We start from the raw sequence: 21727 nt of genomic DNA on the forward strand, positions 1-21727 counted from the left end.
TCCGTTTATACCTTAAGATACCTCCGAATAAAATGGCACCAAATGCTCGATAACCGCGCGAATAGAGCTCTGTTCTTCGCCAAGCGCTTTCTCGAATTGCTTGAACTTGAGTTCAAGCTCGGCATGGCTGAGCTCCAGCGGCTTGCCGATGAAGATTCGCTCATGCTTCGTCCTGGTCGTGGCTTCCGACTCCGTGAGCAGCTCTTCGAACAGCTTCTCGCCTTCGCGCATGCCGGTGACTTGTATGTCGATATCTACGCCGGGCTCGTAACCGGATAACCGGATGAGATCCTTCGCCAGATCCATAATGCGGACTGGCTTGCCCATATCGAGGATGAAGACCTCCCCGCCCTTCGCCAGCGCTCCCGCTTGAATAACAAGCTGCACCGCTTCAGGTATGGTCATGAAGTATCGGACCATGTCCGGATGCGTGACCGTGACAGGACCGCCCGCCGCGATCTGTTCCTTGAATCTTGGGATAACGCTGCCCCGGCTTCCCAGCACATTGCCGAAGCGAACGGCGACGAACCGGGTGGAGCTTGCTGCGTTCATGCTCTGTATATACATCTCCGCGATGCGCTTGGTCGCGCCCATGACGCTGGAGGGATTGACGGCTTTGTCAGAGGAGATCATAACGAATCGCTCTGCCTTGTATTGATCAGCGCTGTCGGCGACATTCTTCGTGCCGAATACGTTATTTTTCACAGCTTCAGACGGGTTGCGCTCCATGAGTGGCACATGCTTATGCGCTGCGGCATGGAAGATGACCTGCGGTCTGTATATTCGGAATACTTCATCCATTCGATTGCGATCCTGTATATCCGCGATGACGGTCACGAGCTCGACATTCGGATATTTCTTCCGCAGCTCCATCTCAATGGTGTAGATGCTGTTCTCCCCGTGTCCCAGCAGCAGAAGCTTCTCCGGGTTGAAGGATGCGGTCTGTCTCGACAGCTCCGAGCCGATCGAGCCGCCGGCACCCGTCACGAGAACAACCTTGTTCTCCACATAACCCTTGATTTCATTCAGATCCATATGTATCGCTTCTCTGCCCAGCAAATCTTCGACTTCCACATTGCGTATAGTCTGAACAGCCAATCTTCCGGTTACAAAATCATTAATCGCCGGTATGATCTGCACTTGCGCGCTTGTCAGCTTGCAAATATTAATAATCTCGCTTACCTCCGACTTGCTAACCGAAGGCATGGCGATGATGATATCCTTCACGTTGAGCCGCTGAACGATGTCCGCGATCTGATGACGATCGCCGATAATTGGGAGGCCAATAACCTGCATGCTCTTCTTGAGCGGATCATCGTCGATAAAGCCAATGAGCCGCTTGTCTTTGAAGAGGCTGTTGCTCATGATCTCCTTCGCGATCAGCGCGCCGCAATCTCCCGCGCCTACGACGAGAATGTTGGTGGTATTGCTCCTCCTGCTCGTCCGATTAACCCGTATTAACCGCCATAGGAAGCGCGATCCGCCCATGAAGAGCAGCATGAGCTCCAGCGTTCTCGTAATAATGGGAAGCGGCACCGCCTCCTGATAGATCACCCACGAGATCACATAGGTGAACGCGACACCGAGGAAGATCGCTTTGCAGAGCTCAATGATTTCCCCTACGCTCGCATATTGCCACATGCGCTTATACATGCTGAAGAAGGCCAGGCTGATTCCGCAGACGACAGTTGCAACAAGAGCGAATATCACCATTTGCTTCTCATAATAAGAAGTAATATTGCCGTCGAATCTCAGAAGGTAGGATATCGCTATGGCCGTCCATACGATGGTTATATCAAACAGGAGTATGATTAACGTGCGTAATCGATAGCTCATCTCTTATCCTTACCTCCACTGTCCGTCATGGTATAAAACCTGCTATCCCTGATTGCCATAATAATAGTAATATGCCTCTTCATTCGCCTTGCGCTTGACGTTGTTGAGCACAACGCCTAATATCCGCGCCTTCACGTTCTCCAGGTTGGCTACCGCCTTCTTGCCGATCTCGCGCTTCACTCTGCCTTGGTCCACGACGAGAAGCGTGCCGTCGCACTGCGCCGCAATAATCTGCGCATCGGTGACGGCAAGCAAAGGCGGATTATCAATCAGAATAATGTCGTACACGTCCCGAAGCTGTTCGATCAGGGCCGCCATCCGTTTCGAGCCCAGCATCTCTGCCGGATTCGGCGGTATCGCCCCCGAGGTAATCACATCGAAATTAGGAATATCCGTTGACTGAATCGCATCCATCAACGAGCATCTCTGCGCCAGCACAGTGGATAGCCCATGCTGATTCGAGAGATAGAAGGAATGATGCGCGGTAGGCTTGCGCAAATCCGCGTCGATAAGAATGGTCTTCCGCTCCGATTGCGCGTAGGTGACTGCCAGATTCGTGATCGTCGTTGTTTTGCCTTCGCCCGGTCCCGCTGACGTGACGGAGATAACCTGTACGCGATCATCCACGGAGGAATAATCAATGTTGGTGCGCAATGCGCGATAAGACTCGGATATTGGCGACCGCGGATTGCTCAGGGTTATAATCTGCCTCTTACTTCTCGATCGTGACACGCTCTAATTCACCCGCCCTGTAGTTCGATGTGGTTTTTGCTTGTTTGGTCGTTTCAACTTCCTCTGCGCTTGTTCTTGAGATCATGGCCAAGGTCGGCTGTCCCAGAAATTCTCTTACATCGTCTTCGGTCTTAATGGTGTCGTCCATATACTCGAGCAGGAACACCGCGCCGACAGCCAGCATGAGAGATACCACGAAGGCAATGGCAATATTGAGCGGCACATTCGGCGACACCGGTCCAGGGTCCCCGTCCAGCTTGGCCTGATTCAGAATCGACACATTCTCGACTTGAAAAATATGCTGGATCTCCTCCTGGAAAATAAGGGAGATGGCATTAACCGTCTCCGCCGCTTTGCGATAATCGACATCCTGCACAACCAGCGTCATCACCTGCGTATTGTTAACGGAGCTGACGCTCACCTTGCGGGCGAGTTGAGTAGGCGTGAAGCCGAGGTCGGGATATTGCGCTGCGACTTTATCCAGAATGGCCGGAGTCTTGATAATCTCCTTATAGGTATCAATCATCTTGATATTCGAATTAATCTGATTCAGATCAAGCTGTCCCGTAGCCAGCTGCGCCTGACTCTGATTCACGATGATTTTCGTGCTGGCTTCATACAGCTTGTCCTTGAAATACAGGCTATACACAGCGGCAGCGATTACACATACCGCAACGAATACGACAATAAATACGAGTTTCTTGCGAATGATAGCAAGGTACTGCCTCAATTCCAGTTCGTTAGACACGTGTTAGTCCTCCAATAGATGCAATTCCAGGGATCGTCCGTCCTTCCCGGAATTAAATCTCTGTACATTCATCCTGTGAAATCTGTCAGCCTGCGACTTCTGAAAGTAATTCTTCCTCTCATGATCATGAGAGGAAGAAGGTAAGAGCTATGGGCAAAGTTAATTGAATTTGATCGCGCGGTAGATCATAACTGCCGCTTCCGCGCGAGTCGCGCTGTCGTTCGGGCCGAAGCTGCCGTCTTCGTAGCCGTTCACAAGATCATTGCTTGCGGCAAAAGCCACGCCCGCCTCCAATGTAGCGTTAATAGCTGCTGCATCGGTGAATCCAGCCAGCGCCGCATCCACATCAGCCACTTCTTCCGCGCCTGCGGAAGCCTTCAACGCGCGAGCGATCATTGTCGCCATCTCGGCGCGCGTAATGGTCGCATTCGGATCGAATTCCGTTGCCGTGCGCCCGTTAATGATACCAAGCTCTGCGGCTTGACCTACATAAGCGGCGTACCAATCACTGGCATCCACATCGGCGAAATGCTCAACTGCGTTCTTGTTGTCGAGATCCAGTCCGCGCAAGAGCATCTTCGCGAATTCAGCGCGAGTCACGTTGTCGTTCGGCGCGAATACGCCCTCCGCCTTGCCGTCGATGGCTCCTTTGGCCGCTACGACGCCTATGGAATAGCCCGCCCAAGCTTCAACATCCGCCGTATCCTCGAATGTCACGTTATTCTCTACTACGACATAGGAGGAGAAGCTGTCGCGATGTCCGATGAATACTCCTCCGCCTAAGCCAGACCCTGAGCCAGTTCCTAAGCCTGTTCCTGAAACAAACACGCCTCCCACATTCTCAAGCTTGTTGCCATTGTCATCTACTTTGAACAGCGTGAGATGATCTCCCGTGTTATCGCCGGTACCGCCTGAAGTGCTCGAGACCGGGATGCTTACAGGAACCAAGTTATCGAAATCAGTAACAGGTCTCCCTCCTACTGACAAGTTGAAATTCACAACATTTGAGAAAGCGCTGATACTGCCAAGACCGGGAAAAGCGGATGGGGCAGCTTGTTTCACTGCGAATTCCATCTTGCCGTTCACCGCATCATCAAGCGGCAGTTCCACCGACAGATCGCCCGACTTCACCGTCAAGGAATCCAGATTCGCTCCTTTGGCCGCAGCTACAATCGCATCGGACACCTCTACCGACAGGTTGTCCACGTCCAGTTCACCAAGATCCAGGGTAAGCTTAGGCGCGTCAACCGTGGCGCCGCCTGTCGCGTCTCCGAGCTTGGCAATGACGGACTTGATGCCGTTAATCGCCCCGATTACCGCATCTTCATCCAGATTGGCAACGGCCTCTCCTTCTGATGAAACGACGGTTGGCATCACCTTCGTCAGCTTATCGATCGCTTCCTGAGCGGTCTTCACGGCTTCCTTGATGAGCGCTTCCTTCTCTGCGCCGACAGCCGCGGCGATCTTATCCTTCGCTTCATCGAGCTTTTCTCCTGCCGCGGTTGCATCTTCAGGCAGATCCACATCGTCTGCTGGCGTAGTTACGACTACCGTCCCGCCGCCGTCTCCATCTCCACCCGATCCGGAATCATCCGTTTGAGCTCTAAGGTAAGCATTGTACAAGGCGATAAGAGCAGGATACGCTTTGGCATACATGTCACTGGAGCCATTCAACAATCCGGTGTAAACATCCACCAAATCCTGAGAGGTAATGTCTGCTTGATCCGCGAGTGCCGCTACATTGCTATTGGAAGCTATGGATACATCCGCAGCAGCTTTCAACTCGTCCTTCACAGCGGACAGATCGAACAAATCTTCAATCTCCATGTCCGCTACGATTCCAGCCAATCTTACTTCCATGTCCAGCAAGACATCAGCAAGATCATCAACCGTTAAGCCCGGATAGATTTCATTCAACAATCCGCTGTACTGCGATCGGATGCTTTCATAATCGGATTGCCATTCATCTGTGATATCCAGCGTCAGCAAAGCTTCGAGCAAGTCTGCGATCTGTGGAGTGAGCTCGCCTGGCGACTCTTCTCCGGTAATCTTCGAAACTAGCGGAATAACGATGTCTCCATCACTCGCATCAAGGACACTCCATACTTCCGCTCTAAACGCATTCACAGTCGCTACATCATCCACGCTCAGCTCCGCGTAAATGCTGTTTGCCTCTTCAACAAATGCGGAGTAATTGCTCTCCGACGCAGCCGCATAAGCGATTCCGCTTACGCCCAATTTCTCAGCGAGCCCCTTGCTGCTGAGCGGTATTCCTGCGAATGCGCTCATTGCGACGGTTGCCGCAATGGTACTTACAGTTAGCTTCTTTCTTAATGTCACTGACTCTCACCTCATATATTATGTAATAGTTTCATCCGCCAGATTGGCGAATGTCTAGCAAACCCCTGCCTCTATGTATAGCTGCTTCTGTTCTTCCATTGTTCTCTCAATCGTTCTCTCAATAAACGTCGATAGGCATTTTGGCCTTAACCCGCCTTAAGAAACCATCCCGAGTCATAAAATGACAAGAACTAGAAAAGATGTTGGGTATATTTTACCCTACTATCCTCTGTAATGCTATGTCTAAATACGCAATTCAGTTAACTTTTGTTAACACAGACCTAGTACTAGAGTAGCCTGATATTCCCTAGGAAGCAAAACCATAAGCTGTAAACTGGACGGTTTTTGTATTTTTTGTCGCAAATTTAGCAAATACTTTTCTGCCGACGCTCTTTTTATAAAGTTTGAATTTTCATATTTGAATAGGCGGAAATTTTATGGTTTTCCATACAGCTTCAATTCGCTTCTTGCTATAATGAAAGGACGGAAATAGACGAGAACGCTTCAAGGGATTGGATGAAGCTGGACTTTTTGAACACCCTCTAAAAGGAAGGATAGCCACTGTGATAAAACAATGGTTGCAGCGCATACGGCGGTGGATCCTGCTGACATATTGCTACATCGCGAAGTCCGTGTACCGGAAAATATTGCTTTCCTTCTTTCTCATTATCACCATTACCGTGACGACATTAGGACTGAACTATTACATCCATACCTCATCGGATATTAAACACAGAGCCATCGGCAGCATGGAAACATTAATGGCGCAGTCAGCTTTCACGTTGGAGACGTACATGACCAACACCAGGCAAGCGGCCTGGGATTACTTTGCCGACACTGATTTTCAAAGCTTTGTAATGAATATGGGAACGGAGCCTGAGTTATACAACCGATATTGGGACGATTTCAATCAGTTTATGAAAAGACACCCGTACGTCGATTTCGTTTCGGTCAGGTCTCTCGACGGCGACGGATTGACCAGAGGCGATGTTGAGAAATCCGAGAGCTTCAATTTCTCACAAATGAAAGCGATTGCTATCTCCAACAATGGAAAAGGAGCATGGGTGAGTACGACTAGCTATGATGATAAGAAAGAGCGGATAGAGAACACCCTTGTATTTGTGCAAGCCCTGAAAAAGATCAATTATATTTCAAATTCACCGATTATCGGCATACTGGTCTTTCAGCTCTCATCTGACTACCTGCAAGAATGGCTCGGTACAATTGGCAACAACGAGCAGGGAGAATATCAGTTGGTTGATCCAACGAGCAATCAGATTATGCTTAGCCACGATAACACTCTCATTGGCTCTCGACTAAATCCAATGAAGCAATTATATTCATTCGACCGATATAATCATGTCCGGCACTTGTACGGTAAAGAACAAGAAGTCGATACGTTATTCGTGTCTCATCAGCTTGATCAAACATCGTGGGTGCTGGTTGGAAAGATTCCGTTGAAGGTTTTGTTGCAGCAGGTGAACGCTCTGACTCGGCGCACGATTCTGATCGGCCTGATTTGCTTGCTAGGCGCCATGATGCTCTCCAGCCTGCTTTCATCCCGAATTACCACACCGCTAAGTCAATTGCGAAAGGGAATCCGCTCCATCGAGAAAGGTGATTATCGAATCTCCATTCCCGTTCGATCCATGGACGAAATTGGATACTTTGTCCGCCGCTTCAATCAGATGGCTTCCGAAATCAATTCACTGATTGTCAAGGTGTACGAAACCGATCTGGTCAAGAAAGACGCGGAGATCCGGGCTCTGCAATCACAAATCAACCCTCATTTCTTGTACAACACACTCGGCATAATTGACAGCCTGGCAACCTTGCACGAAGATGAGCGAATCAGCCTCGTCAGCTCGTCGCTGGCCAAAATGTTTCGTTACAGTGTCAGCGCAGGGCATATGTCGCCGCTGCACGCGGAATTTAATCAAATTGAAACCTATCTCGCCATACAGCAAATCCGCTTTATGGATCGACTGAGCTATTCGGTGCATGTGGATAAAGAAATGCGCAACGTTCTTGTCCCCAAGCTGCTGTTCCAGCCTTTGGTGGAAAACAGTATCCTCCATGGCATCGATCAATCAGTCGACGGTGCGGAAATTCGTTTGTGCGCCGGCAGCCTGACGCATACGGACGCGTACATCTCCGTTTGGAACAACGGACCTCCCATTGAACCGGAACAGCTAGAGAAGATACGCCGCATGCTGGAACAGTCCACTGTGCAAAGCTATGTCAACCAATCCTCTAATTCAATCGGGTTGTCCAATGTGCAATACCGAGTCAAATTGGTATTCGGAAGCGATTATGGCCTGACGGTCCACAGCAGTATAGAGAATGGAACCGAATTTCGTATTCGCATTCGGAAAATTCGGAAGGGGGAGCACAATGAGGGTGATGATCGTGGATGACGAACCATTAATGAGGCAAGGAATTGCTAAGAAAATAGAGTTATCCGGTCTGCCGCTGGAGACAGTCGCAGAAGCCGGGGATGGACGGAGCGCGCTAAGTCGGCTGAAAGAAGCGAAGCCGGAAATTGTTATCACAGATATTCGCATGCCCGGCATGGACGGTCTTTCTTTCCTGCAGCAAGCCAAGCAGCTCAACGAGGAAATTGAATTTATTATCATTAGCGGTTACGGCGAATTCGAGTATGCCAAGAAAGCTATTCAATACGGTGTCGAAGACTATCTGCTCAAGCCGGTCAACAAGCAAGAGCTGAAAGACTGTCTGATGCGCATCTTGGCCAAACTTGAGCGCAAAGACCGTCAATCCTCACGCAATCAAAAATTAGAGTATTTGCAACAGGAAGGCAACGAAGCTATACGCCGGAGAGTTCTGACAAAATTCATTCAGCAGGGCGACGAGGCTGAGGCGGCTATGCAGGATATCAAGCTGAAGGCCATGCAGGAGCACTGCCAGCAATTCTTGGCGATCATCTTCACCCCCGACCATCTTGAGCTTCCCTATCGTTCATTCTTCAAGGGCGATGACTCACTCGTCTGGTTCGCCGTGAAGAATATTATCTCCACCGTGATGGAGTCTTCGACTCGAGAAGGAGCCCTATTCAACAATGCCGCTGACGAGAATGAGCTCATCTACATTCTGGGCGAGCACCGGTCCGTCTCATGCAATCAGCTATTCGAGGAACTTCAAAAAATTCTGGAGAGCTTCAAGTTATACCTCAAGCTGGACTTTACTATCGGGTGCGGCGGAGTCGTCGACCGCATGGAATTGATTCAACAATCTTACCGGCAGGCGCGGCAAGCCTGCCGCAACAAGATTATTCACGGCAGCAATCGCGTCTATCAAGCCACTGAGCAGGTCGTCGAGGCGCATCAAGCTTCCATGCTGAGCGAAGGGGATCAACAATTGCTTTCACACTGTCTGAATGAATGCAATCGCGCCGCTCTTCACCGCTGGATTGAACAGCGCGTAACGCAAATTGCGAAAGCGGAAGACTCCGCTTTCTCCCATTTGGAGAGCTTTTGCATCGATTTTCACCTGCTGCTTCGCAAATTCTTTTTTTCTCGCACGAATATTCCGGGGTGGATTATTGGCGAGATGAACGATTTGCTGGCTTGGCTGCAAGGCGTGAGTGACTGGCGGGACGTATGGGGTTATCTCAATACGGTAATCGATAATATGATTGAGCATTTGTCGCAAGAGCGACATGCCTCCGAGTACCGAGTCATCGACGAAGTCAAGTCGTATATCGACTCCTCCCTTCATGAGCAAATTAATCTGCTGGCAATCGCGGAACGCTTCTACTTCCACCCCAACTATCTGGCCCGACGGTTCAAGGAATGCTTCGGAGAGACCTTTATCAATTATCTGACTAATTCGCGCATGCGCAAAGCCGAGCTGCTGCTGCGGGAGCCACATCTGCAAATTCAGCAAGTAGCTGAGCTAGTCGGTTTTCTCGACGCTGCTTATTTCAGCAGTGTATTCCGCAAAAAAACCGGCATGACACCAACCGAATATCGGCATCGCGCGGCTTCCATGTAATCGCCCCCCTCAGGATGGTTAAGATTTTCATGGCGACAGGGTTGGAATTCTCCATTCATAAGTCGTCTGTTCTTATCTATACTTGACGAGCAGCCATATGAATCATTCGAAATCAGGAGGGAAAGTATGAAAACAAAAAAGGGAAAAAAGCAAGCGCTATCACTGTTTGTCATTGCATCCATCATTGCAACTACAGCAGCTTGCGGGTCAAGCGGCAACAACAATTCCGGTTCTCAGACGGGGAACGGCACCGAGAGTAATTCTAATAATGGAAGCGCCGCCAATTCTGCGAACGCCTCGAATTCCAACGAAGAAATTGTAGAAATTACGGTCTGGGATAAATCCGCGCCCGACGATCCGTTGAAATCGTTCCACGAGCAGCAATTTGCTGAATTCGATAAAGCGCATCCCAATATTAAAGTTACTCATGTAGACGCTACCGGCTCCAACGGCAGGCAAAAGTTCATGACCGCAGTAGCAGGCGGAGAGCAACCGGATGTATACACTGCCGCCTTCCCTGATATGCAGTTATACATTCACAAGGGGATTGCGGCGGATATTACCGACTTGTTAAACAACTCGGAAATGAAGGACACCTTCATCGATGGGGCATTCGATCTGGCTACGAAAGGCGATAAAATCTACGGCATTCCTCAAACCATGTATACAACCGGTCTCTTCTACAACAAAAGCATGTATGAGAAGGCCGGCATTCAAGAGCCTCCGGTGGATTGGGACACCTTCGCACAGGCTGCTCAAAAAACGCAAGAAGCCAATCCCGGCACCATCGGCTTTGATATTCTGGGAATGGACTGGGCCGATTGGCATTTCGAATACTATGTTTGGCAGGCTGGCGGAGATTTGACCGAGGAGCAGCCCGATGGCACTGTGAAGCTGACCTTTACCTCCGACGCTGCCGTTGAGGCGCTGCAATATTATCATGACCTGAAGTGGGAATATCAGGTTACTCAGAAGAACGTCGTGCAAGATACGGCCGATAACCAAAAGGATTTCTACACGGGGCATTCTGCCCATATTCTTGGCGCATCGGATACTTACTCCGGATTCGTCAGCAAGGGCATGGATCCGAACGACATCGGCTTCGCTCCATTCCCGAAAGGACCGGCAGGCAATAACCCATCGCAAGCGGGAGGCAGCTTTTATATCTTCAATCCGAAGAATTCTCCCGCCAAGCTGAAAGCTTCATTCGAATATGCTATGTTCTTCATGTCTCAGGACATGCAAGAAGAAGCGCTGCAATATAAGAAGGATAACGGCTTCGGCAATAATCCGCTCAGCGTAGTGAAGAACATTGATATGACCCAATATTTCCTCGGTATGCCGCAGGATGTAGCGGATAATATTCAATTGGCTGCAAGCAACCAGCGTCTGGAATATTTCCTGAAATCCAGTCTGAGCTCCTATCTGGTCAAGGCCATTCAGAAGGTTCTTCTCGACAAGAATGCCGACCCGAAGACGGAATTGGAAGCCGCACAGAAGCTCGCGCAGATAGAAGTCATTGATAAATACAATGAAGACATAAAAGCAGGCAATTCAACAGACTAATACGAATACGAATATGGGAAACATCGAGGCTCCCACAGGGAATTCGATGTTTCCTTTCAGGTGGTGTGCAATCATGATCTCAAACAATAAGAATGCGGATGAAGCCTCATCTATGACGACGACCCTATTCCGGCGTCGGCGATTCAACATTCGCTGGACGCCGATATTATTTCTCCTGCCCTCCATCATTATTTTCTTGGTGTTCAAATATTACCTGATTATAGACGCGCTCTATATCAGCTTTTTCAAGTATGACATCGTGAATCCTCCTGGAGACTTTGCGGGATTCGACAACTATACGGAATTTCTAAGAACCTCAACCTTCTGGCTCGCAATGAAGAACACCTTGATTATATTCCTGTTGTCCGCCGCCTTGGTCTTCTGGGTGCCGATTGCTCAAGGCTTGTTTCTGGTCCAGATTCGCCGCGCCAATGCCATTTATCGCGTGCTGTACCAAATCCCCGGCATGCTTCCGATGGTTGCTGGCGTCCTGTTGTGGAAATGGATGTACAATCCCGATCGCGGTCTGTTAAATTTCCTGCTCGGCCATATCGGGCTTGGACCTTTCGGCTGGCTGAACGATTTGGCAATGACTAAATTCTCGATTGTAATGCCCGGTTTTTTCACCAGCAACGGCATTGCCATATTGTTGTATTATGCGGCCATCCGCTCCATTCCGGCAGAACAATTTGAAGCGGCCAAGATCGATGGCTGCGGTCCTTGGCGCCGCCTGTATCATCTGGTTCTGCCCAACATCAGATTTGTCGTCTTCATCCAGTTCATAGGCTTTATCTCTACGGCTTTGTTGCAGTTTGACAACATTTACGTGATGACACAGGGAGGGCCGGCGAACGCTTCGCTCGTTGTCTCCTTGATGATTATGCGCACAGCCTTCGTGCAGTCCCGATTCGGCATTTCGGCAGCGTTGTCCTTCTTCATGTTTGTCATCATTGCCGTTCTCACGGTCATTCAGTTCCGTCTGCAACGAGAGGAGGATTAGATAATGAAACAAAACCGCATTATCGAAAAGAACGAAAGATCGCTGAAATGGGTTTCGTACAGCGTCACCATCGGTTTCATTATCATTGGCATTCTGCCCCTGGTCTGGCTGTTCATTACTTCTATTATGGATAACCAATCCATCGAATCGACCACCCCGCAGTTCATTCCGAGAATTCCCCATACCATTACGTTAACCTTGGATTATTCGGGGATGGAGGAACAAGATCAAGCCTATTATGAGAAGGATGCCATGAAGGCAACGTGGTATCCCTGGATGAAGTTCATGCGCGAGAATATTGGTGAAATTAAGATTACCGGTATCCGCGACGGTCGGAGGTTGTATACCTCGAAGACGACCTCCGCAGAATTTTATGTCGGTCAACCCTCCATTGTACCGACACTGGTTTTCAATGATACCATTATGAGCAATAAAATGAGCAGCATTCATGATCGAAACCTGTCCGATTTCCATTGGTATGATGGCTTCGATAACGAAGCTTGGGTTCATTCAGAGGGAGCCGACGCCATCTCCGACATGACGTTGAGCCAGGATTTGGCGAAATTTTATAGCGAGCGTGACGACGTAATTGAAGGCAAGGTTGTTCAATTGCAGCAATCCAAAAATTGGTTAAGGTTGTTTGATACCTATAAAAGTCTTAATTATTTGGCTGGCGAGTATACAGGTAAATTAGGGTTTTATCTTTATTTCATCAGCAGCGGCTTTATTTGCGCGATGGTCATTTGCTGGCAGTTGATTTTTGGCGGTATGGGCAGCTATGCGCTGTCGCACCTTGTTCGCAACCGCAAATTAAAATTTCCGCTCCTGATGTTCTTCCTGGCGACCATGATGATTCCGGGAGTTACGGTACTTATTCCCCAGTATCTGCTCATGCAGAAACTTCATTTGGTTGATTCGCTATGGGCGATTATTTTGCCTCATTGCGCTTGGGGCTTTGTCATTCTGCTGTTTAAAGGTTTCTTTGATCAATTGCCGAAGGAGCTGCTTCAGGCCGCTCGCATTGATGGCGCGTCAGAATTTCGCACGTTCATGCAGGTTGTTATTCCAATGTCAGTGCCCGTATTCACAATCGTTGCGGTACTGACCTTCATGCCGGTATGGAATGATTTCATGTGGCCCTATATTGTTATTAATTCTCCTGCCAAATGGACCTTTACAGTTGCTATGAACAATTTGCAGAACGGCGCCAATTCGCGCCCCAACTGGATCAGCGCAAGCGGAATTATTTCAATGATTCCCATGCTGATTGTCTTCATTGGAACACAGAAATATATTGAACGGGGTATCAATTTCAGCGGCGTTAAAGGTTGAATGCACAGAGAGCGTGCCCGCGCGGCGTCGCTCTCTTCTTTCACCCGCTACAGAGAAGCAACCTATAAACCTTTGAATACTCATGGCTCGGAAGTTAAGATTTTTATGATACGAAAGCAACAGGATGCGTTATATTGAAAGCGGATACATTATGGATCCAAATCTAATTGGCAAAAGGAGATGGAATAATGATTCGAAAGCGCATGGCAGTCTGTTTATTAATGGTCCTATTTCTCAGCGTTTCCCGCTGGGGCGGCACAGCTGCGCTCGCGGCGGAAGGGGAGACAACCATTGATTTTCAGCAATTGAAGGCGGAATTGGGAGGAGGACGCTACGCCCCGGTGCTTTATTCCTCGAGTCTTTCACTAGACGGCGACTTTTCGGACTGGGCCAACCTCACTGGCATACAATTGCCAACGAATTCAGAACAAGTGATGATGGATAATTGGGCGGGATCAGAGGATTTATCGGCGGATGTTCGTTTCGCGTATGACGATAATCGATTATACATCGGCATTAAGGTCATCGACGATGTTCACAACGCCGTCTCGGGCAGCGGATTGTGGCACGGCGACAGTGTACAGATGGCATTCGGCCAAGACGGATCGTACGGACCAGAGTACGGCTTCTCCGATGCAGGGGGGACGCCTGCAGTATGGCGTTATTCAGATGGAACAGCCGTACTCGGCCCGGATGAGGTTGAACTTGCCACCTCTCGGAACGGGAATGAGACCGTGTATGAGGCCGCAATTCCGTGGCAAGCGATATTCGCTTCCAAGCCCGTTGACTCCCTGCGCTTCAGCCTATTAGTGAATGATAACGATGGCAGCGGACGCAAGGGATGGATTGAGTGGACATCCGCTATCGGAAGCTCCAAGAGCGGCAGCAATCTGGCTACTCTTGGGTTGGAGCCTCAGAACAGCGCTTGGAGTGCATGGCTGGCCGGCGCGAACACGGTTCAGAGTGGCGACGAGGGAGCGTTAACCTTGTTCATCCCGAACTACAGTGACTCCGCGCTGGAGCTGCAGTTGAATATTCCGGGACTGGAGCTAAGTAACGAGTCCGTCAGCATCCCCGCGAACCAGGTGTGGAGAAAGTCGTTCTCGCTAGCCTTCGATGAGCCGGGTGAGCAAACGGTGATAGCGAGTATTAGTGAGCCGGAAAGCGGCGCGTCTCGTACGGAGACATTCACGGTGCAGGTGCTGGAGGATGCGGACGGCTTGATACAGCGTCTGGATCAACTCGAAGCCAAGATGCCGGCACTTCAGCAATTATTGGACGAATGTACGAATCAGGGGATCTCTACTGATTACGAAACCGTAAACTATACCGTGTTGTCGAACTTTATCGGCTATGGGCGCGACGATGTTGCACACAGCGAGTTGTCGAGAGCCGCATATGTAGTTGATGAACTGGAAAACTTGTACGATCAAGCCAAAACCGATTTGCAGGCCTATCTCGATGGAGACAAGCAGCCGCAATTTGTACCACGTTATGAAACACAGCACACTACGATCCAGGGGTCTTCATTTATTGGCGATCAGTCTCAGCGCCCTATCTTCTTCACAGGATACGGACACTTTAATCAGGTACGAGAGGATGTGCCGAAATTCACCGGTTACGGGACGAATGCCATTCAAATCGAGATTGGACCTAACAGCGTCCTTAAGCCGGTTGATTCATTGCCCGGCTGGTCAGCTTCACCCGGCACGGCGAACGCTCAATTCAATATCGTATCGGATATGTCTCACAGCGGAACCAACTCCATAGAAATTATTAATCCGTCCGCATATGCATCCAACATCTTCGGCACCATGGTTCAGGAGGTTGCGGTGCAGCCGGACACAACCTATACCTTCAGTGCCTGGGTGAAAGGAGATCAAGCCGGCAAAGCTTACTTTACAACAATTCCCGACTGGAGCGAGCGGCATTCGCTGCCTCAAGGCACCTATGACTGGCAGAAGGTAGCCTTCGCCGTCACAACCGGAGCCAATCAGACCACGTTGCCGCTGCGACTGGTAAGTGAGGACCTTACAGCCCATCTCTGGATTGATGATATCCATTTATCGCAAAACAAAGCTTGGGAGATGTCTTCAGGAAGCGCCAATGCGGAATTTCAGGTGGATACCACGGTTTCACACAGCGGCAGCCAATCCCTGCGGATTAGCAATCCTTCCGCTTACGCCCCTAATATATTCGGTACGATGTCGCAAGCCGTAGCTGTTGATCCAAACAGCGATTATCATATAAGCGCGTGGATAAAGGGAGATGCGACCAGTCATACCTACTTTACAGCAATGGACAATTGGGGAGAGCGTCAGCATATTCCGAATGGCACATACGACTGGCAACAGTTTGAATTTGACACGACTACTGCGGCCAATCAAACCAAGCTGACATTGCGTCTGGTGAGTGAAGGAATCAGCAATCAGCTCTGGGTAGATGATGTTAGTGTCATGAAGCAGGGGGATGCGGCAAACTTGCTTAAGAATGAAGGGTTCGAGACAGATTTCTCTAATCAAGTGGACAATTTCGGCTTTGAGGAGACATCCAATGCGCCGGACGGTGAGGATTATGTCATATCCACCACTAAAATTCATAATGATATCCAACAGGTGCTCGACAATGCAGCCAACCATAACATCGCGGTCAACCTGCTGCTCTCGCCGCATTATTTCCCCAGCTGGGCGCTCGAGAAATGGCCTGAACTAAAAAGCAAAAATTCTAATTTCTTAAAGTATAACATCGATGCACCGAAAGCAAAGGAGTTGATTGAAGCCTATCTGCGAGCAATAATTCCCCTTATTAAGGATTACCCGGCGCTTAACAGTGTAACGCTGTCCAACGAGCCAACGTATATTGATTCGCGAGGCGACGTGAATACTGAAAATCTCTGGCATCAATATCTACAGACGGTATACAACGATATCGACGCATTAAATGAGGTCTATTCGACGAATTATGCCAGCATCGATGAGGTGCCTGTTCCGGATCCGGATCAGCTTGACCCATCGCCCAATACCTATGACTGGACAACCTTTAATAATCAGCGGTTTGCCGACTGGCATCAATGGATGGCCGACATCATCCACAGTATGGCGCCGAATCTGCCCGTGCAAGCGAAGATTATGTCTGGTGCGCTGCGTGAGCGCGACCCTCTCGTTTCGTGGGGTGTCGACCCTGAACAATTCGCCGATCTGAGCGAGATTAACGGAGATGACAATTACAATTATCTGGATCAGGGTCCAGACGGATTTATGCAATATTTAAAATTTTATGATTTGCAGCATTCCATGAAGGACGCCCCCATCTTCAATTCGGAAGATCATGTGATTCGAGATCGAGATACAAATTACGATCCCTTTCAGGCTTTGCTGGTGCGCTCGGATTTGTGGCAAGGAGCGATTCACGGCCGCAGCGGTTCTACTATCTGGGTTTGGGAGAGAACCTACAACGAGACAAGCGATACGTATGGCAGTATCATGACGCGTCCCGATGCTGTAACTGAGGTTGGTCGTACTAATCTGGATTTGAATCGTCTCTCGGAACAAGTGACGGCGTTTCAGGAAGCGCCGGCGCATGTCGCAATCCTGTATTCTACTCCGTCTGGAATCTATTCCGCGAATTATGCCGATGCTGTGGATCGCGCCTATAAGGCGTTGAGCTACCAAGGTCAGAAGGTGGCCTTCATATCGGAGAAGCAAATACAAGACGGAGCGCTGGACGCCTACGAGCTTCTAGTGGTGCCGGAAGCGACGAACGTACTGGCATCTACACTGGAAGGCATTCGGCAGTATGCGACAACCCCGGCTCATGACGGCCATGTCGTCATAATAGGCAACGATTCGCTGCAACGCGACGAGCATAATCAACCGCTGGATGCAAGCGCCCGTTCCGCTGCAATAGATCATTCCGAAGTCGTTGCAGGCGATGTATCGGAATCCGCGCTGAATGCGGTTATGGCGAATCAGCTTGATGAACTCGATCTGAATCGGGTGATGCTACTAGACGCCGTTAGCGGTCAGCCGGTGCAGCATGTGGAATGGCGCAGCGCATCTTATAACGGTCGGCTGTTAATTAATGTGACAAATTATACGCAAGAAGAGAAGCAAGTAGACATACAAGTAGATGGACAAACGGTCGGCTCAATGGAAGAACTGATCAGCGATCGACAGACATCCGCCGGTACGGTGGTGCTGGAAGGCTTGACGCCGAAACTATTCTCTGTAATACCCAGCGTGGCAATGATGCAGAACATAGTGAATCATTGCCTTGCGGCGGGAGAATTGAATGCTGTACTAGCGAATCAGTTGAGCTACCGTCTGCAAATTATTCACATCATGGAGCAACAAGGGGATCAAGCGGAAGCAGCAGCTTATGTGCAGGATTTGTTGAATACAATTAATGATGCGTCTGTACAGCAGCAACAGCTCCTCTCCAAGGCGGCTGCGGATGCATTAAACCAAGCCGGTGAGGCGTTGACTGCTTATTGGGATTCGTTATAAGAAGGCGGAGACGATATATATACCGGAGACTCAGGCAAGTTGCCTGAATGGACAGGAACGTGAATAACAAAGAATAAAAAACCCTTTTCCCGGAATTCTGATTCCAGGAAAAGGGTTTTTGCAGGAAAGCGCCATAGAGCCCGGCCAGAGAGCCTGACGGCCATCGCCTACGCGTTGCCCCTCATATGCGGGAACAGCAGCACGTCGCGGATCGACGGCGAGTTGGTGAGCAGCATGACCAGTCGGTCGATACCGATGCCCAGACCGCCTGTCGGAGGCATGCCGTATTCCAGGGCGCGGATGAAATCATCGTCCATCTCATGCGCCTCGTCGTTGCCTTGCTCCTTCTCTTCCAGCTGCGCTTCGAAACGCTCGCGCTGGTCGATCGGGTCATTCAGCTCGGTGAACGCATTGGCATGCTCCCGCGCCACGATGAACAGCTCGAAGCGGTCGGTGAAGCGAGGGTCCGCGTCGCTCTTCTTCGCCAGCGGCGAGATCGCGACGGGATGCCCGGTGACGAAGGTCGGCTGGATGAGCGTATGCTCGCATTTCTCCTCGAAGAAGGCGTTCAAAATATGACCGAAGGTCATATGCGGCTCGACCGGCACTTTATGCTGCTTCGCAAGCTCATGCGCTTCCTCGTCGCTCATCTGTACGCTGAAGTCGACGCCGGTTACTTCCATGACGAGATCGACCATGCTGACTCGGCGCCACTGCGGCGTCAGATCGATCTCATGCTCGCCGTAGGCAATCTTCGTCGTGCCGAGCACTTCCTGAGCGATATGGGCAATCAGATTCTCGGTGAGCGCCATAATATCCTTGTAATCGGCGTACGCCTCATACAGCTCAATCATGGTGAACTCCGGATTATGGCGAGTTGAGACACCTTCGTTCCGATAGACGCGGCCGATTTCGTATACCTTCTCGAGCCCGCCCACGATTAATCTTTTGAGATGAAGCTCGATTGCAATTCGCATGTACTGCTGGATATCCAGCGCGTTGTGATGGGTAATGAACGGCTTGGCTGCCGCGCCGCCCGCAATATTGTGCAGAGTCGGCGTCTCCACCTCCAGATAGCCCAGAGAATCGAGATAGCGGCGCATGGATTGAATGATGCGAGAGCGCGCGATGAAGGTCTGCTGCACATCCGGATTAACGATCAGATCCACGTAGCGCTGACGATAACGAAGCTCGACATCCTTCAGCCCGTGATGCTTGTCCGGCAGGGGAAGCAGCGACTTGGTCAGCACCTCCACCTCTTTCGCCTTGACCGACACCTCGCCCGTGTTCGTCTTGAATACGACGCCCGCCACGCCCACGATATCGCCGATATCCAGCAAATTAAACGCCGCGAACAGCTTCTCGTCCACGGTGTCCTTGCGAACATAGATTTGAATTCTGCCCGTCAGATCCTGAATATGGGCGAATGCCGCCTTGCCCATGCCGCGCTTCTGCATGATGCGTCCCGCGATGCGCACGGCAACCCCCTGCTCCTCCAGTTGCTCCTTGGAGAAAGCCTCGTATGCCTCCAGAATCTCTTTCGCGTTATGCGTGCGCTCGAATCTTCTGCCGAATGGATCTACGCCCAGTCCCCGAAGCTCATCCAGCTTGTCTCTGCGAATCTGCAGAAGCTCGCTCAGCTCTTGCTCCGCGCTTGCCACCTCAACCTCAGTTTCTTGCCCCACTCTCTTCATCTCCTTCATAGCCTGCCGCAACGATGAGAAAACCTCTATCGAAGCCGCTCGAAGAGGAGCGACCACGCTTAGAGGTAAGTTTTCGCCAAATGAATTTACAGTTCAAGCTTCTTGGAAACTTATAAATTCCATTGTGGACAAAAAGCTTCCTCCAAGGAAGCTTTCCGAAATCGTTAAGAGCATAACTTATTTTTTGATATCCAAAATTTTGTATTTGATATTGCCGGCCGGTACGTTGACCTCAACGACAGTTCCTGTCTTCTTGCCCAGAATCGCCTTGCCTACCGGGCTTTCATTGGAGATCTTGTTCTGAAGCGGATCGGATTCCGCCGTGCCGACAATCGTATATTCCATCTTATCCCCGTATTCCAAATCCTCTACGGTTACAATCGACCCGATGCTGACGGTGTCGATATCGATCTCGTCATTGTTAATAATCCGCGCGTTCCGAAGCATCTTCTCCAGAGTGATAACGCGGCCTTCGATGAACGCTTGCTCGTTCTTCGCGTCTTCGTATTCCGAGTTCTCGCTGATATCGCCGTAGCCGATCGCCACTTTGATTCTCTCCGCAATTTCACGACGTTTGACTGACTTGAGGTTCTCAAGCTCTTCTTCAAGCTTCTTCAATCCGTCTTGAGTCAGAATGATTGGTTTATCGATCATCTATCCGATTCTCCTGTCGTGTGACTAATTTTCATACGATGTATGAATTCACTGTTACTTAATATATTACGCATGATGGCCATCATACCTGCCGCGGCGGGAAAGGGCGCTGATCCCGCAAGCAGGAAGGAATAGCTCCGCTCTGTGTCCTGATGTGTAATGATTATATTGCACGATTATATGGCATGGTACCCCGATTGTCAATGTAAGCCAGAAGAAGCGGATATTAACCTGTCGGGGCGCGGAGGAAAAGGCGTCTTAATGGACGACTTCCTTGTCTGGATCGCTCTGCGAGGCCGAGTTCTGCATCTCTGGTTCGCCGTCCGCCTCCAGAGAGTTGACGTAGTTCTCAAGAATGCCGACCAGCCGGTCGCGATCCGTCTCTTCCATAATAACATCCTTCACTCTCGCGCCGCCGGGCAGCCCCTTAAGGTACCAGGCCAGATGCTTGCGCATCTCCCGAACCGCCACGGCTTCGTTGCGAAGCGCGATGAGCCGGTCCAAATGCAGGATCGCTACCTGAAGCTTCTCCCGCGGAGCAGGGTCGCCAAGCAATTCGCCGTTCGTCAGATATTGGATCGTGCGGTACAGCATCCACGGATTGCCGAGAGCGCCTCTGCCGATCATGACGCCGTCGCAGCCGGTGTGGTCGAGCAGCCTGCGGGCGTCCTCGGGCGAGAATACGTCGCCGTTGCCGATGACGGGAATGGATACGGCTTCCTTAACGTCTCTTATAATATCCCAATTGGCCTTGCCGGTATACAACTGCTCTCGCGTGCGCCCGTGAACGCTGACGGCCTGGCCGCCCGCGCGTTCCACGGCCTGCGCGTTCTCCACGGCGAAGACATGCTCGTCATCCCAGCCGATGCGCATCTTCACAGTAACGGGCTTGTCGACGGCGTCCACGACGGCGGACACCATCTCGTATATTTTATTGGGATCCAGCAGCCACCGCGCTCCCGCGTCGCACTTCGTTACCTTCGGAACCGGGCATCCCATGTTGATGTCAATAATATCGGCGTTGGTCTGCTTGTCGACCACCTTCGCCGCTTCGACAAGCGATTCGCGATCGCCCCCGAAGATTTGCAAGCTGAGCGGCTTCTCTCGCTCGTCGACGAACAGCATCTCCATCGTGCGTTTGTTGCCGTGAAGGATCGCTTTGTCGCTCACCATCTCCGCGCATACCAGTCCTGTTCCGAATTCCTTCGCAATCAATCGAAAAGCCGGATTGCACACGCCTGCCATCGGCGCCAGCACCACTCTGTTCTTCATCTCGATGTCTCCGATTTTCAGCATG

The 21727-nt window shown here is 50.5% G+C and carries 13 protein-coding genes; 6 read left to right on the forward strand and 7 right to left on the reverse strand.

Going from position 1 to position 21727, the window contains the following annotated elements; all coding sequences use genetic code 11:
• Positions 1-12: 12 nt before the first annotated feature.
• From HFP08_RS25535 to HFP08_RS25550, 4 genes are all read right to left on the reverse strand, one after another.
• A complete protein-coding gene (locus tag HFP08_RS25535) occupies positions 13-1836 on the reverse strand; it encodes a polysaccharide biosynthesis protein (protein ID WP_168123466.1) in 1824 nt (607 codons plus the stop codon).
• 42 nt (positions 1837-1878) lie between these two features.
• Positions 1879-2568 carry a CpsD/CapB family tyrosine-protein kinase gene (locus HFP08_RS25540; RefSeq protein ID WP_168123467.1) on the reverse strand — a complete coding sequence of 230 codons (690 nt, stop codon included), beginning with the start codon at positions 2566-2568 and terminating at the stop codon, positions 1879-1881.
• A complete protein-coding gene (locus HFP08_RS25545; protein ID WP_206109320.1) occupies positions 2549-3316 on the reverse strand; it encodes a YveK family protein in 768 nt (255 codons plus the stop codon). Before HFP08_RS25545 ends, HFP08_RS25540 begins: the two co-directional genes overlap by 20 nt.
• Before the next feature lie 159 nt (positions 3317-3475).
• Positions 3476-5656: an S-layer homology domain-containing protein gene (locus HFP08_RS25550; RefSeq protein ID WP_168123468.1), complete on the reverse strand. Its 2181-nt coding sequence runs from the start codon at positions 5654-5656 to the stop codon at positions 3476-3478.
• A gap of 563 nt (positions 5657-6219) precedes the next feature.
• Here HFP08_RS25550 and HFP08_RS25555 point away from each other — a divergent pair.
• The 6 genes from HFP08_RS25555 to HFP08_RS25580 all read left to right on the forward strand — a co-directional run bounded on the left by HFP08_RS25555 (position 6220) and on the right by HFP08_RS25580 (position 18073).
• The gene (locus tag HFP08_RS25555; protein ID WP_168123469.1) at positions 6220-8073 is read left to right on the forward strand and encodes a sensor histidine kinase; all 1854 of its coding nucleotides are present in this window, start codon (positions 6220-6222) and stop codon (positions 8071-8073) included.
• Positions 8051-9670, forward strand: coding sequence for a response regulator (locus tag HFP08_RS25560; RefSeq protein WP_168123470.1), 1620 nt, complete (start codon positions 8051-8053; stop codon positions 9668-9670). The genes HFP08_RS25555 and HFP08_RS25560 overlap by 23 nt, the downstream gene beginning before the upstream one ends.
• A gap of 126 nt (positions 9671-9796) precedes the next feature.
• A complete protein-coding gene (locus HFP08_RS25565; RefSeq protein ID WP_168123471.1) occupies positions 9797-11236 on the forward strand; it encodes an extracellular solute-binding protein in 1440 nt (479 codons plus the stop codon).
• Between the two features lie 73 nt (positions 11237-11309).
• Positions 11310-12236, forward strand: coding sequence for a carbohydrate ABC transporter permease (locus tag HFP08_RS25570; protein WP_240941883.1), 927 nt, complete (start codon positions 11310-11312; stop codon positions 12234-12236).
• A 3-nt stretch (positions 12237-12239) separates the two neighbouring features.
• Entirely contained in the window at positions 12240-13568 is a 1329-nt protein-coding gene (locus HFP08_RS25575) for a carbohydrate ABC transporter permease (protein WP_168123472.1), read from the forward strand.
• 188 nt (positions 13569-13756) lie between these two features.
• Positions 13757-18073, forward strand: a complete 4317-nt coding sequence (locus tag HFP08_RS25580) for a sugar-binding protein (protein WP_168123473.1) — start codon at positions 13757-13759, stop codon at positions 18071-18073.
• A gap of 167 nt (positions 18074-18240) precedes the next feature.
• Here HFP08_RS25580 and lysS read toward each other — a convergent pair whose 3' ends face one another.
• The 3 genes from lysS to dusB all read right to left on the reverse strand — a co-directional run bounded on the left by lysS (position 18241) and on the right by dusB (position 21726).
• Positions 18241-19758, reverse strand: coding sequence for a lysine--tRNA ligase (gene lysS / locus HFP08_RS25585; RefSeq protein WP_481856615.1), 1518 nt, complete (start codon positions 19756-19758; stop codon positions 18241-18243).
• Positions 19759-19953: 195 nt separating this feature from the next.
• A complete protein-coding gene (gene greA / locus HFP08_RS25590; RefSeq protein WP_168123475.1) occupies positions 19954-20430 on the reverse strand; it encodes a transcription elongation factor GreA in 477 nt (158 codons plus the stop codon).
• Positions 20431-20688: 258 nt separating this feature from the next.
• Entirely contained in the window at positions 20689-21726 is a 1038-nt protein-coding gene (gene dusB, locus HFP08_RS25595; protein ID WP_168123476.1) for a tRNA dihydrouridine synthase DusB, read from the reverse strand.
• Between the last annotated feature and the right edge of the window lies 1 nt (position 21727).

Source organism: Paenibacillus sp. HB172176 (assembly GCF_011947265.1).
Classification (GTDB): Bacteria; Bacillota; Bacilli; order Paenibacillales; family Paenibacillaceae; genus Pristimantibacillus.

Coding starts and splice junctions, on each gene's coding strand:
- HFP08_RS25535 (WP_168123466.1), bottom strand. CDS start 1,836: ATGAGCTATCGATTACGCACGTTAATCATACTCCTGTTTGATATAACC.
- HFP08_RS25560 (WP_168123470.1), top strand. CDS start 8,051: ATGAGGGTGATGATCGTGGATGACGAACCATTAATGAGGCAAGGAATT.
- HFP08_RS25565 (WP_168123471.1), top strand. CDS start 9,797: ATGAAAACAAAAAAGGGAAAAAAGCAAGCGCTATCACTGTTTGTCATT.
- HFP08_RS25570 (WP_240941883.1), top strand. CDS start 11,310: ATGATCTCAAACAATAAGAATGCGGATGAAGCCTCATCTATGACGACG.
- HFP08_RS25575 (WP_168123472.1), top strand. CDS start 12,240: ATGAAACAAAACCGCATTATCGAAAAGAACGAAAGATCGCTGAAATGG.
- HFP08_RS25580 (WP_168123473.1), top strand. CDS start 13,757: ATGATTCGAAAGCGCATGGCAGTCTGTTTATTAATGGTCCTATTTCTC.
- greA (WP_168123475.1), bottom strand. CDS start 20,430: ATGATCGATAAACCAATCATTCTGACTCAAGACGGATTGAAGAAGCTT.
- dusB (WP_168123476.1), bottom strand. CDS start 21,726: ATGCTGAAAATCGGAGACATCGAGATGAAGAACAGAGTGGTGCTGGCG.